This is a genomic window from Telluria sp. ZB4P34 (assembly GCF_059686055.1).
In genome coordinates, this window is sequence record NZ_JCASIF010000012.1 from 109252 (window position 1) to 122593 (window position 13342).

At 62.7% G+C, this 13342-nt stretch carries 9 protein-coding genes; 3 read left to right on the plus strand and 6 right to left on the minus strand.

The annotated features are described in order from the left end of the window. Nucleotides 1-15 precede the first annotated feature (15 nt). On the minus strand, nucleotides 16-774 hold the full coding sequence (locus AC56KL_RS18030) for a substrate-binding periplasmic protein (RefSeq protein ID WP_497181546.1): 759 nt from the start codon (nucleotides 772-774) through the stop codon (nucleotides 16-18). A 206-nt stretch (nucleotides 775-980) separates the two neighbouring features. On the opposite strand from AC56KL_RS18030, the gene AC56KL_RS18035 reads away from it, so the two are divergent. After that, complete coding sequence (locus AC56KL_RS18035; RefSeq protein WP_497181547.1) at nucleotides 981-2054, plus strand: DUF5694 domain-containing protein; 1074 nt, start codon at nucleotides 981-983, stop codon at nucleotides 2052-2054. 160 nt (nucleotides 2055-2214) lie between these two features. Continuing rightward, nucleotides 2215-2787 carry a PEP-CTERM sorting domain-containing protein gene (locus AC56KL_RS18040; protein WP_497181548.1) on the plus strand — a complete coding sequence of 191 codons (573 nt, stop codon included), beginning with the start codon at nucleotides 2215-2217 and terminating at the stop codon, nucleotides 2785-2787. A 64-nt stretch (nucleotides 2788-2851) separates the two neighbouring features. Here AC56KL_RS18040 and dnaE read toward each other — a convergent pair whose 3' ends face one another. The 4 genes from dnaE to AC56KL_RS18060 form a co-directional block, all read right to left on the minus strand. Further along, entirely contained in the window at nucleotides 2852-6349 is a 3498-nt protein-coding gene (gene dnaE, locus AC56KL_RS18045) for a DNA polymerase III subunit alpha (protein WP_497181549.1), read from the minus strand. A gap of 64 nt (nucleotides 6350-6413) precedes the next feature. Beyond that, on the minus strand, nucleotides 6414-7247 hold the full coding sequence (locus tag AC56KL_RS18050) for a sterol desaturase family protein (RefSeq protein ID WP_497181550.1): 834 nt from the start codon (nucleotides 7245-7247) through the stop codon (nucleotides 6414-6416). A gap of 190 nt (nucleotides 7248-7437) precedes the next feature. Then, on the minus strand, nucleotides 7438-8559 hold the full coding sequence (locus AC56KL_RS18055; RefSeq protein ID WP_497181551.1) for an acyltransferase family protein: 1122 nt from the start codon (nucleotides 8557-8559) through the stop codon (nucleotides 7438-7440). Between the two features lie 112 nt (nucleotides 8560-8671). Next, nucleotides 8672-11305, minus strand: a complete 2634-nt coding sequence (locus AC56KL_RS18060; protein ID WP_497181552.1) for a DUF4214 domain-containing protein — start codon at nucleotides 11303-11305, stop codon at nucleotides 8672-8674. 184 nt (nucleotides 11306-11489) lie between these two features. Between AC56KL_RS18060 and AC56KL_RS18065 the strand changes: the two genes are divergently transcribed. Continuing rightward, nucleotides 11490-12371 carry a sulfurtransferase gene (locus AC56KL_RS18065; protein ID WP_497181553.1) on the plus strand — a complete coding sequence of 294 codons (882 nt, stop codon included), beginning with the start codon at nucleotides 11490-11492 and terminating at the stop codon, nucleotides 12369-12371. 200 nt (nucleotides 12372-12571) lie between these two features. Here AC56KL_RS18065 and AC56KL_RS18070 read toward each other — a convergent pair whose 3' ends face one another. Then, nucleotides 12572-13147 (minus strand): DUF4214 domain-containing protein, encoded by a 576-nt coding sequence (locus AC56KL_RS18070; RefSeq protein ID WP_497181554.1) that lies wholly within the window; start codon nucleotides 13145-13147, stop codon nucleotides 12572-12574. Nucleotides 13148-13342 lie beyond the last annotated feature (195 nt).

Genomic DNA, 13342 nt, shown 5'->3' on the forward strand with positions numbered 1-13342 from the left:
GCCGGTCCAGCCCGCTCAGCTGCTCTCGAGACCGTAGCGCCTGAAAATCCTGCGCTGGGCGCCATCCGCGACCAGTTCCGCCATCGCCGCGCGAAAGCGCCCGACTTCAGCTTCGCTGAAATCGAGTGAGCCTGCCAGCCAGGCGCTCGTCGAACGCAGCGACGGGCTGAGCCGGAAGTTCTTTTCTTCCCCGCGCATGCGCAAGGAGCGATGGATGATCGCGCGCTCGCCGAAGACGGCATCGGCCATGCCTGCCAACAGCATGCGGTGGATCTCGTCGATGGACGAGGCTTCTTCGAGGCGCCGGAAACCCAGCTCGGCCAGCATGGCGGACTGCGCCGCCCCGCGCAGCAGCGCGATCCGCTTGCCTGTCATGTCCCGGGGGCGCTCCACGTCGAAGCCGCTGCCATGCAGCGCCATGAAGATATAGTGTTCCTTGTAGAGCGGCGCCAGCCAGCGGAATCGGGCTTCGCGCTCCGGCAGCCGGGTCAGGGGGAAAACGGCCGTCCGCGGCATCGTCGTCGCCATGTACAGGGCGCGCCGCCAGGGGACGAAGGCCAGGTCCGGGGCGACATCCAGGCGGCGGCACAGCGCCTCCACCAGTTCGCGCAGCGCACCCGCCTGCTTCCCGCCCGGCTCCAGCACGAGGGGCGGCAGGTGGGATGTCGCGATACGCAGCGGGGTCGCGCCACCCTGGTGTGCGCTACCGTGGCCACTGGCGGCCGTGCCCAGCGCGCCCGCCGCCAGCGCCAGCATATCGCGTCGATCGATCAACACTGCTCCTCTTTGTTCAGACCCGTGATCGTAACGCACCTGCCTGGCCAATGGCGAAGCCGGCATTGGGCGATGGCAAAATACGACAGCGGAAGGGGTGGCGCGATCAGGTCCGCATCGTACGGGCTCTGACATGCATAGATTGACCGTCAAGTTCCGGCATGCAATTATCGATCGATGTTTAACTTTCCGGAAAGGAAGTCAACGTGGGTCGACTAACTGCATTCCTGCTTGCCAGCGCCGTCTCGGGCGCATCCGCTGCCCAGGCTTACCAACCGGATTTCGAGCCGGGCAAGCTGAAGGGACCGGCCAAGGGCCGCGCGAACGAAGTGATGGTGCTCGGTTCTCCCCATCTCTCCTACTTCCCGAAGAGCTTCGATCCGGCCACCCTGCGCGGTCTGGAAGACCGGCTGGCCGGGTGGAAGCCGGATGCGATCAGCATCGAGGCGCTGTCGGGCGCGCAGTGCGACCACGTACGCCGCTACCCGGGCCGCTACAAGGACACGATCACGAGCTATTGCTGGGATCCGGCGCCGGCCCGGCTGGCAACCGGCCTGGACGTGCCCGAAGCAACGGCGCAGGCCGAGCGACTGCTGGCCTCCTGGCCCGCGACACCGTCGGCCAGCCAGCGCCGCCGCCTGGCGGCACTGTTCCTGGCCGGCGGCGAGCGCGCCTCGGCGGTCGTGCAATGGCTGCGCCTGCCCGAGGCGGAACGCCGCGCAGGGGACGGTCTCGACGACAAGCTGGTCGACTTGCTCGGCAAGCTGAAGGACCGGCGCGACGAAAGCTACCTGATCGCCGCCCGCCTGGCTGCGCGCCTCGGCCACGAGCAGGTGTTCGCGATGGACGACCACACGGCCGACCGCATGGTAGCGGACGAGAAGGCCTGGGGCGAGGCGATTCAAAAGGCATGGAACAACCCGGCTACCCAGCAGCGCCGCAAGACCCACGAGGCCTTGCAGGCGAAACTGGATACGCCGGACGAGGTGCTGGCGGTGTACCGCGCCTATAACACGCCGCAGGAGATGCGCCTGACCTTCGAGAGCGATTTCGGCGCAGCGCTCGAAGAGCCGTCCGCGCAGCGCTTCGGGCGCCAGTACCTCGGCTACTGGGAGACGCGCAACCTGCGCATGGCCGCAAATATCCGCGACGCCCTGACTCCGCGGCCGGGGAGCAGGATGCTGGTGGTCGTGGGGGCCTCGCACAAGGGCTACCTGGAGGCGTATTTACACCAGATGCACGATATTCGGGTGGTCGAGACAGCAGTCGTATTACGCTGAGGGCGAAGAGAGATGCTGTCGAAAATCCTTACACCTTGGATATCCCTCTGACACGCTTCACTTGTAAGTTGTTGACAATAAAGTAAATTTTCAATCAGGAATAGAAATTGCTTCTGATCAATCAGAATTTCAAATTATAACTATCTCTGATGGAAGACATATGTCCAAACTGATCAATGGCATCGTCCTTGCCGCCGCTCTCGTCCTTGCCGCTCCCGCCTCGGCTGAGGTCATCCAGACCAGCACCATTGGATCTTTTTACGGCGGTGGATGGGGCCCTTACCTCGTCACAAAAGTAAGCCTGGCGCAGGGAACCAACGTGATCACAGGCTTGACCACCACGGCCCGTGTCTGGGACCAGGGCACGGGCCCGGAAGATCCCGGCTTCAATCACGTATTCATGGGCTTGTATGAAGGCAGCGACCTCCTGTGGTCGTCGTGGGTTGCGGGTGGGCGCCATCAACCGGCCGTCCAAACCTTTGATTTACGCGATATCCCGTCCATGCTCGACCAGCTGAACGGTAAGCTGAATACGGTAAACTGGTCTTCAGGCAAGGCAGTGAACTTGCAGATGATGGCGTCGCCGATCCCTTATGGGTTTCGACTGAACGTCGACAACGCCAGCTTCACCGTCACCTCTGACATCCGCGCGGTGCCGGAGCCGGGTTCGCTGGCGCTGCTGGGTCTCGGCGCACTCGGCCTGGCGGCACGCCGCCGCGTAATGCGCGCCTGAGCAGCGCGTTCACGTGAAAACGCCCGATGCGTGCATCGGGCGTTTTTCATGGGCGCAGCGCGGATCAGTACTCCACCGCCACATCCTTCGCCCCCAAGCTGAGCTCCAGTTGCTGCTTGAGCATATCCGACGGCGCCACGCGCCAGTCGTCGCCCAGCTGCAGAATGGCTTCGACGCCCTGCGGCTTGATGCGCAGGCTGACCGGCATGCCGTCCTGCATGCGGTGCGGCTGCAAGACCTCGGCCAGCCTGGCGGGATTCAGGTCGCAAGGCACGTCCATTTCCAGCTTGAAGCCGTACTGGATGCGCGCTTGCGCGATGTCGTAGGCCTTCTCGGCCGTGATGCGCAGGCCGCCGTTGAAGCGGTCTTCCGACACCTTGCCGACCACCAGCAGGAATTCGTCCTCCTTGAAGATGTTCTTGTTCTGCTCCAGCAGCTCGCTGTAGACCGTCACCTCGACCACGCCGGTCTTGTCGTCCAGGGCCACGATCAGGATCTTGCCGCGCTGGGTCATCTGGGTGCGCACGCCGGTGATCACGCCGCACAGCATGCGCGGGTCGCGCGAGGGTTCCAGGTCCTTCAGCTTGGTCTTGGCGAAGCGCCGCACCTCGGCTGCATAGGAGTCGAACATGTGGCCCGACAGGTAGTAGCCGAGCGCGGTCTTCTCTTCGGCCAGCTTCTGGCGGTCGGTCCACGGGATCGCCTTGACGTACTCGGGCGGGGCCACCAGGTCGGAGTCAATGCCGCCGAACAGGCTGACCTGGTTGGCGGCGGCCGCAGCCTGGCCCGCCGCTTCCATCGCGAAGCCGACCGTTGCCAGCAGCACGGAACGATCGACCCCGAATGCGTCCATCGCGCCCGCACGAATCAGCGATTCGATGGTGCGGCGGTTGATCTGCTTGCGGTCCACACGCATGCAGAAGTCGAACAGGTCCTTGAACTTGCCCCCTTCCGTGCGCGCGGCGATGATCGCCTCGATCGCTCCCTGCCCCGCGCCTTTCACGCCGCCCAGGCCGTAGCGGATGTTCGAGACCTGCTTGCCCGTCACCGAGCGAGGCTGGCCTTCCGGGGTGAAGCGGAAGTGCGATTCGTTGACGTCCGGCGGGAGGATCACGAGCTTGCATACTTCCTTCGCATCCTCGACCAGGATCTTGATCTTCTCGGTGTCTTCCATCGCCAGCGACATGTTGGCTGCCATGAACGCGGCGGTGTGGTGCACCTTGAGGTAGGCCGTGTGGTAGGACAGCAGCGCATAGGCGGCCGCGTGCGACTTGTTGAAGCCGTAGCCCGCGAACTTTTCCATCAGGTCGAAGATCTCGTCGGCCTTCTCGGTACTCAAGCCGTCCTTGGCGGCGCCGGCGCGGAAGATCTCGCGGTGCTCGGCCATCTCTTCGGCCTTCTTCTTGCCCATCGCGCGGCGCAACATGTCCGCGCCGCCCAGCGAGTAGCCGCCGACGATCTGCGCCATCTGCATCACCTGCTCCTGGTAGACCATGATGCCGTAGGTCTCGGACAGGATGGATTCGGTGCGCGGGTCCGGATAGTCGAACTTCTCGCCGTGCTTGCGCTTGCAGAAGTCGGGGATCAGGTCCATCGGGCCCGGACGGTACAGCGCCACGAGCGCGATGATGTCCTCGAAGCGGTCGGGACGCGCATCCTTCAGCATGCCCTGCATGCCGCGCGATTCAAGCTGGAAGATCGCGACGGTCTTGGCGTCGGACAGCAGCTTGTACGAGGGCCGGTCGTTCAGCGGCAGCGTTTCCAGGTTGAACCCGGCATCCTGCGGATCGAGCGCGCGGATATAGTTCACCGCGCGGTCGAGGATGGTGAGCGTGGTCAGGCCCAGGAAGTCGAACTTCACCAGGCCGACGGCTTCCACGTCGTCCTTGTCGTACTGCGAGACGACGCCGGCGTCGCCGCCCTGGGTGTACAGCGGGCAGAAGTCGGTCAGCTTGCCCGGCGCGATCAGGACGCCGCCGGCGTGCATGCCGATGCCGCGCGTGATGCCTTCGACCTGTTGCGCGAGGTCGAGCAGCTGCTTGACCTCTTCCTCGTTCTCGAGGCGTTCCTTGAGCAGCGGTTCCTCTTCGATCGCCTCGGCGATCGAGACCGGTTTGCCCGGCTTGAACGGAATCAGCTTGGAGATGCCGTCGCAAAAGTTGTAGCCGAAGTCGAGCACGCGGCCGACGTCGCGGATCGCGCCTTTCGCGGCCATGGTGCCGAAGGTGGCGATCTGCGATACTGCATCACGTCCATACAAATCTTTTACGTGCTGGATGACGAGTTCGCGCTTTTCCTGGCAAAAGTCGATGTCGAAGTCGGGCATCGAGACGCGTTCCGGGTTCAGGAAGCGCTCGAACAGCAGGTTGTACTTGAGCGGGTCGAGGTCGGTGATCTTGAGCGCATACGCGACCAGCGAACCCGCGCCCGAGCCGCGACCCGGGCCGATCGGCACGCCGTTGTTCTTGCCCCACTGGATGAACTCCGCCACGATCAGGAAGTAGCCCGGGAACTTCATCTTGATGATGGTCTGGTTCTCGAACTCGAGGCGCGCCTCGTAGCGCGGGCGCTCCTTCTCGCGCTGTTCTTCGTTCGGGTACAGCTGGACCAGGCGCTCTTCCAGGCCCTTCTTCGTCTCCGACACGAGGAAATCGTCGATGCTCATCCCGTCCGGGGTCGGGAAGTCCGGCAGCTGCGGCTTGCCCAGCGTGAGGGTGACGTTGCAGCGCCTGGCGATTTCCACCGAGTTGGCGAGCGCGCCGGGCAGGTCGGCGAACAGGATCGCCATCTCTTCCTGCGATTTGAAGCACATGGCTTCGTTGAAGCGGCGCACCCGCTTGGCATTGGCCAGCATCTCGCCCTCGGCGATGCAGACGCGCGCCTCGTGGGCGATGAATTCGTCCTTGTTCAGGAACTGCACCGGGTGGGTCGCCACCACCGGCAGGCCGAGGCGCCCCGCCAGCGCTACCGAGTGGCGCACGCCCTGCTCCTGGTTGGGCTGGCCCGCGCGCTGGATCTCGATGTAGAAGTGGCCCGGGAAGATGCGCGCCCAGCGCTGGGCGGCACGTTCCGCGCGCTCGATGTCGCCCTGGTCGATGGCCTGGCCAACGTCGCCAAAGCAGGCGCCCGACAGCACGATCAGGGCATTGGCCTGGTCGACGTCCGGCTCGAGGGTGGAGGTGGAGGTGGCCAGCGCTTCCAGCCATTCGGCGCGGAACTCGGCCCGACCCTTGTATTGATTGGTGAGCCAGGCTTTCGACAGCAGGTCGCACAGTTGCAGGTAGCCGGTGCGATTCTTGGCCAGGATCAGGAGGCGCGAGGGCTTGTCGCGGTTCTCGTCGTTGGTGATCCAGGCGTCCACGCCGACAATCGGCTTGATCCCCTTCCCGCGCGCCGCCTTGTAGAAGCGCACCAGGCAAAACATGTTGGCCAGGTCGGTCACGGCCAGCGCCGGCTGCTTGTCCTTGGCGGCGGCGCCCACGATGTCGTCGATGCGCACGAGGCCGTCGACGATCGAGTATTCGGAATGGACGCGCAGGTGGGTAAAAGTCGGGGAAGTCATCCCTGCATTTTACATCGGACGGCGCGATACGATGTTGTCAAAAGGCACCGCGCCACGGTGGAATTCAAGCCGTGGTACTGGCTTTCTTGCGCAGTTTCTGGAAGGGCCGGAACAGGAATTCGCGCAGGTTCCGGGCCTCGTCGTGTTCGTCGAGGCCGGTGTCCGGCCACTCGTTTTTCTTCGGGAAGTAAGCGGTGCGGAACACCGTATCCCAGACCGAGGAGAAGGAGCCGAAGTTGCGGTTCCAGTGCGGCTTTTCCACCGAGTGATGGATGCGGTGGAAGCGGTTGTCGGCCACGATGTAGCGGAGCGGCCCCAGCGATAGCTTGGTGTGCGAATGGATGTACTGGCCCTGGGCGCCGATCAGGAGCCAGGCGACGATCGGCACGAAGCCCGGATCGACGCGGATCAGGAGGCTCATCGGGATGATGATGAAGGGAATGCGGAAGATCTCTTCGGTCCAGTGGTGATTGCTGTTCCACGCGCTCATCTCGCGGATCGCATGGTGCTCCGCATGGAAGGCCCACAGGAAGGCCCAGGTGTGCTGGGCGCGGTGGAACCAGTAATAGAAGAAGTCGCTTGCCAGCACGGCCAGGACCGGCGCCGCAATCCAGCCGAGCACGGTGATGAACTTGTTATCGGAAGCGAAATATTCGCCCAGGCTGATGATGACCAGCGGCTGCACGCCGAGGCGGTTCCACAGCGCGTTGAAGACCGTGAGCAGGGTCACGGTGATGACGATGTAGACGAACCAGAACATGGCGCCGCGCAGGCGCGACTTGAGCGAATACTTGTTCCAGCCGAACACCAGTTCGAGCGCGAGCAGGATCATGGAGGCGGTCAGGATGCGCCATCCATAGTCGAGCATGCCCTTGCCTGCCAGCGTCAAGTACTCCATCGTCTGCGTTCACCGTCCAGTAAATGTGCCGGACATCATAGCCGAAAACGGAGTTTCGTAGCGTGGGCGGGGTACATCAGGCCAGTGGCCTGATGTACGAACGCCCACGCGGTGATAGTTTGCTGCAAGATCATCCGGCACGAAATCGGAGCCGGCAACGATCACCGCGTGGGCGGCATAGCCGCCCACCCTACGACACCGTGGCCACGGCAGTCGTGCGCCCCGCCCCATAGCTGCGCCGCATGCGCAGGAAAGGCTCCTCGACGATATGGTAGCTGAGCGTCGACAGCGCCCAGGTGGCGCCGTAGGCCACCGCCAGCATGATGGCCGCGTCCAGCCAGGGCTGGCCGGTCGGCGCCACCACCCCGATGCGGGCGGCGAAGATGTGCAGCAGGCCCATGTGCAGCAGGTAGAAGGAAAAGCTCACCTTGCCGCCCTGGCCCAGCGCCCGCTCGAGCGGCCCCGGCAGGCGCGGCGCGAAGCTGACCCAGGCCAGGATCAGCGCGGCCCAGCCGGCGCTCTCGAGCATCGACCAGTAGATCCAGAACGAGGACTTGGGCACGGCGCCGAAGGGGGCGACGCGGTGCATCAGGGCGGTATTCCACATCACCAGGGCGATGCTGGCGAGCAGCAGCAGCGGGGCGAAGCGCGCCAGCTGCGGCTGCCAGCGCCGGTAGAGCATGGCCGCCGCCATGCCGATCAGGAACTGGTCGAAGCGCCCGACCCAGGTGCTGAAGTACATCAGCGTGCTGTTGTCGTTGACGGTGTACGCGGCCACCTTGAAGAAGGCCATCAGCACCAGCCAGCCGCCCAGGTAGGCGATCCCGCGCTCGAGCGTGAAGCGGGCCAGGAAAGGGAAGACCAGGTAGAACAGGAATTCCAGCGAGATGGTCCAGGCGGCGCCGGTGATCACCGTGCCCGAGGTGGGGGCCAGCCCGAGGTTGGAAGCGAACAGGTAGAGCAGGTCCTGGGGCGCGAACTTGTCGCGCCCGATCGAGGTGGCGACCAGGAAAATCACGAGATACAGCGGCAGGATGCGCAGTACCCGGTTGCGCAGGAAGTCGCGGTAGACGATCTCGCGCCCCGCCCCGTGCTGGTGCAGGGCGATCTGCATGAACAGGAAGCCCGACAGCGTGAAGAACAGGCCGACCCCGGTATGCCCTTCGGTGATGAGCGCCGTCCACGGTCCTCCCAGCCGGATGCCGCCGTTGCCGGCGTATTCGAGATGGAAGTGGAACAGGAAGACCAGGGTGGCGGCGAGCCAGCGCAGCTGGTCGAGCCGGGGGTTGTACTGGATGTTCAGCGAATGCATGGGTGGGTCGGCCTGTTATTGTATGGACAAGGCCTGTCTTTATCATTCCAACATTCTACTGTGGAACCTGGTGCCCCAATCAGCTTTAGCAGCTGAAACTAGCTCAAGAAACTCACGGAAGAACAATCTTGAAAACGCCGGCATACGTTGCCAGGACGAGCTGCTTCGAGCCCATCCAGTGTAACTGTGCACCCAGTGGCAAGATGCCTGGAAGTGGCTGAGATTCCGCGTCACCGATCTGGAAGGCCGTGCCGGCAACCGAACTCACCTGACCCGCCGGATCGATCTTGCGCAGGACACCCTCCTTGCCGAGGACATACAGGTTGCCGTCCGGGTCCCGTGCCAGGAGCGTAGGAGTATGAAACTGCGCGCTTCCAGCCGGGCCATCCAGATAGGCAGCGACGCCACTGCCGGCGAAGACCGAAACGACGCCCTGCGGAGATATCTTGCGGATGACATGTCCGGTCGAGTCCGCATAATAGGCATTCCCGGCACCGTCGAGCACGAATCCCGTCGTCCTTCCGGGAGCGTCGAGGATGATCGTGCTGACGACGCCGGCAGGAGTGAGCTTGCGCAAGCCTACCCCAGGCGCGGAACCGTAGTACTGCTCCAGCACGAGCACATTTCCCTGGGCGTCGATTTTCACATCGACGATGTTCTCGAAGCGCGCCTGCTCGCCCACGCCGTCCACCTTGCCAAGATCGCCAAGCTTGCCGGCGAATAGCTGCAGCTCGCCCGATGGGGTGCGCCTCACGATGCGGCTGGGGGCTTCCGAAATGTAGGCATTCCCATGCTGGTCCAGGGCCAAGGCATCGGCAGAAACGAGCATGGCGGAAATGTCGCGCCCCATCAACGACTCGGGCTGCGTGCGCCGGACCGGGAGCGTCGTTGCCAGGCCGCCTGCACTGACCTTGACCAGATCGCTACCAGTCAGCACGTGCAAGCTGCCATGCTTATCGGTCGTGGCTGCATCGATATAAGAGAAGGCGGCCTGTCGGCCCGCTCCGTCGGCTCGGCCCAGCTTCCAGGTCCGGCCCGCGAGCGTGCGCACTTCGCCGCTCCGATCCATCACGCGCACTGTCGCCTGGTCGGCGAAATAGACGAGGCCGCTCTCGGCCACGCCGAGTGCTACGGCATTGCCCAGCTCAGCGACCCCAAACACACCATCGCGCTGCTGGCGGTAGCCGAAATCGCCGCTGTCGACGCCTGTCAACAGCGTGACGGTTGGGCTATTGCCGTTTGCGCCGCTGATCCTCTTGATACCGTGCGCGCCTCCAATGACGAGCAGATTGCCCTCCCCATCGAGGGCAAGGCCGCTACCTGTGATTCCCTTCACGACGGTGCTGACCCTGCCAAGCGTATCGATCTTTCGGATCGCCGCGTTTCCCCGGTCATTCACATACAGCGTGCCATCGCGTCCAAACACCAGACCATTCACCTGGTTGAACCGGGCGTTGGCCGCGCTGCCATCCACATAAGCCTGTTCGGTCTTGCTGCCTGCATAGGTAGTGACCGTTCCATCCGGAGTCACCTTGCGCAGCGCAAAATTGCCTGCCTCCGATACGACCAGGGTACCGCTTGCGTCCATCGCGATCGCCCAGGGCGAGAAAAAGCGTGCGGCGGCACCCTGCGCGTCGACAGCGCCGCGCGAAGAGCCGGCCAGCGTCGTGACGTTCCCTGCAGGGTCGATCTTGCGGATACGGTGGGTGTTCCATTCGGTGACATACAGATTGCCGGCAGCGTCGCGCACGATCCCGCCCGGTTGCGATAAGCGCGCCGTGCTGCGATTACCATCTACCGAGCGGGCGTCATTTCCGAGGCCGGCAATCGTGGTGACGACACCCGATGGAGTAATGCGGCGGATAGTGCCCGAAGTATGATCGGTCATGTAGATATTGTCGCTCTCGTCGAAAGCGACCCCGCCGACCTCAAAAAATGCAAACCGTGCCCGATCGCCAGTGCCGTCGACCGTGCCCATGCCGCCAAGGCTTCCGGCAAGAAGGTAAATGCCCGGCTTGTCCACAGTGGCCACGAGCTGGGAAACCGTTGCATCGACAAGCCCTTGAGCGGCGCTGGGAGTGATACCTGAGCCGACGTCGGCCAGCAGGCTGCGTGCGGTCGCCGAGGCATTCTCTCCGGTGTAGCTGCTCGCAGCAAGTGGGGTGTTCAGCGATTGCGTAAATAGATCCGCCGCCATGATCTTGGCGTTGATGATGTCGCGGTCGGCCTGTCCCGCCCCTGCCATGATTGCCAGGGCTGCCACGCCGCGCGTCATTGCGCCCTTGTCGATGTTGCCGGCCCAGAAATCCAGGCCCCCCGCGTCTGCGTTGCGATTGAAGAGATTGCGGTAGATGGCGTTGACGAAGGCCCTGTTATCTCCAGGGTAGAGAATGGAAGACTCTGCGCTGGTGCCGAAATTATCGACGAGAATACGAATGTCGGGTTTGGCGTTGTAGGCGTCATACATCCCGGCGACTTCGGTCGGCGCACCGGCTTGTGCATAGGCATTCGCAAAAAACGCCAGGCCGGCCGGGTCCGCCGGCCGGCCGAAGTAGGCGACATAAATCCGCTGCAGGAGCGGCAGGTAGTTTGCCGCCACGGGTGCAGCCAGGCTTTGTACGCTCGCCCTGGTTGCCGACTGGGCGACAGTACTGCCCTGCACCTGACCGTCACCGCATGCGCTCAGCACGGCCAGCATCATCATCGTGCCGATCAATCGTGTAGCGTACAGTTGGGTCGGTTTCATGGGTGTCGTAGGCCAAGGGAGATACCAACTATTATAGATTGATTATTAGAAAAAAAATGCGTTTAACAAATGGTCAAATGCCGCGTGACCGATTCTCCGACAAGGTCCGTAGCGCTTGCCCCCCTGAAGCGGCGGCTGCCTTATAATAGCCGGCTGTCCTCACCGTTTTTCTCTTCTCGCAGCCATGCACGTCAATATCGCCGCTTACAAATTCGTCACCCTCGATCATCTCGAAGACATGCGTCCGGCCTACCAGGCGCTGTGCAACGAGCTCGGCCTGAAAGGGACGATCCTGCTGACGCCGGAAGGCATCAATATGTTCGTGTCCGGTCCGCGCGAGCAGATCGACGGCTTCCTGGCCTGGGTGCGCAGCGACGCCAGATTGGCCGACCTCGAGTGGAAGGAGAGCATCTCGAGCGAACAGTCGCACAAGCGCATGCTGGTGAAGATCAAGAAGGAAATCATCACCATGCGCATGCCGCTCATCAAGCCGGAACTCGGCCGTGCGCCCTCGGTCGATCCGAAGACGCTCAAGCGCTGGCTCGACCAGGGCCACGACGACGAGGGCGTGCCGGTGGTGATGATGGAAACCCGGAATGCTTTCGAAGTCGACGTCGGCACCTTCCAGAACACGCTCGACTACCGCATCGAGAAGTTCACCGAATTTCCGGAGGTGGCGGCCCGCCACAAGGATGAGCTGGCCGGCAAGACGGTCGTGACCTTCTGCACCGGCGGCATTCGCTGCGAGAAGGCCGCGATCCACATGAAAGACATCGGCTACGAGCGCGTCTACCAGCTCGACGGCGGCATCCTGAAGTATTTCGAGGAGGTCGGCGGCGACCATTACCAGGGCGACTGCTTCGTGTTCGACTATCGCACGGCGCTCAACCCGAAGCTCGAGCCGACCGAAACCACGCAGTGCTTCGCCTGCCGCGCCGTGGTGACGCCGCGCCAGCAGCTCGCTCAGGAGTATGTTCCAGGGGTATCGTGCCCGCATTGCGCAGGCAAGGATGATGCTGGCCGTGCGCAGGCCGCACATGGCGGCCAGGAACCGGCGACCTGGTAAGCCAGCAGGAGGGCCGGACTGCGCCGCCCTCCCCTTAGCACGCCCTTCTTCCGAAGCCTCGGCTGATTCTGCCGCGCCAGTACGCTACCTGCGCCATGCCGCGTCCTTGTGCAGCTTCGGATGCTTCACCGGTCTCGCCTGCATGGCGAACCGTCTCCCCTCATAATATTTCAAAAACCGTACTATTCTGAAATAAAATTTCAGACAAAGGCGATATCGTCAAAGCCCATACCGGTCGGCGTACCAACGATCTTGGCAATCGCATCATCGATCAGGCCCGGCTGCGAGTAGGTCGCGCCGGCTTCCAGGCTCGTTACTTTGGAAATGTAGTCGATCGCAATATTGACGGCCGTACCCTGGTAGGCGCTGCGTTCGGCGGCGGTATCGATACGGTTGGTGAACAGGGTCGATACGCCGACCTTGGCGTTGAATGCGACGCGGTCGTTGTTCTGGGCGCCTGACGCAATGCCGGTCACGACATTACCAATAGTTAGCGAGCCGTTGTTGAGTGCATTGATCCAGAACTGCATGCCGGCTTCGTCACCTGCACGATTGAACAGGTTGTCATACACTTCTGTCACCAGCGCGCGATTGTCCTTGCCGCCGTAGGTTGCCTGGTATTCCGCCGAAGCGGAAAATGCCTGTGCAATGTTTTGATAGGCATTCGGATCGGTCTGCATCTGGCCCACCCAGAAAGCCAGGCCGGTCGGATCAGCTGGACGGCTGAAATAAGCCACATACAGTTTTTGTACTTCATTCACATAATCAGTTGCCATCACGGCCTCCTCATCAAATTGGTAATGAAAATATACCGTAACCAAAGGAACAAGGTCGCTTTTTACTCAGCCGTGCGCAGGTAATTTCTTCAATTAAATCAATTACATACAGAAATTTATTTCTCGTCGGAATGGCAAAGTAGGCGGTTTTCGTGGCATGCGGCAGACCGCTGAAATGCCGCCAAAATGAGCAGC

Coding starts and splice junctions, on each gene's coding strand:
- AC56KL_RS18055 (WP_497181551.1), bottom strand. CDS start 8,559: ATGCATTCGCTGAACATCCAGTACAACCCCCGGCTCGACCAGCTGCGC.
- dnaE (WP_497181549.1), bottom strand. CDS start 6,349: ATGACTTCCCCGACTTTTACCCACCTGCGCGTCCATTCCGAATACTCG.
- AC56KL_RS18070 (WP_497181554.1), bottom strand. CDS start 13,147: ATGGCAACTGATTATGTGAATGAAGTACAAAAACTGTATGTGGCTTAT.
- AC56KL_RS18050 (WP_497181550.1), bottom strand. CDS start 7,247: ATGGAGTACTTGACGCTGGCAGGCAAGGGCATGCTCGACTATGGATGG.
- AC56KL_RS18040 (WP_497181548.1), top strand. CDS start 2,215: ATGTCCAAACTGATCAATGGCATCGTCCTTGCCGCCGCTCTCGTCCTT.
- AC56KL_RS18065 (WP_497181553.1), top strand. CDS start 11,490: ATGCACGTCAATATCGCCGCTTACAAATTCGTCACCCTCGATCATCTC.
- AC56KL_RS18060 (WP_497181552.1), bottom strand. CDS start 11,305: ATGAAACCGACCCAACTGTACGCTACACGATTGATCGGCACGATGATG.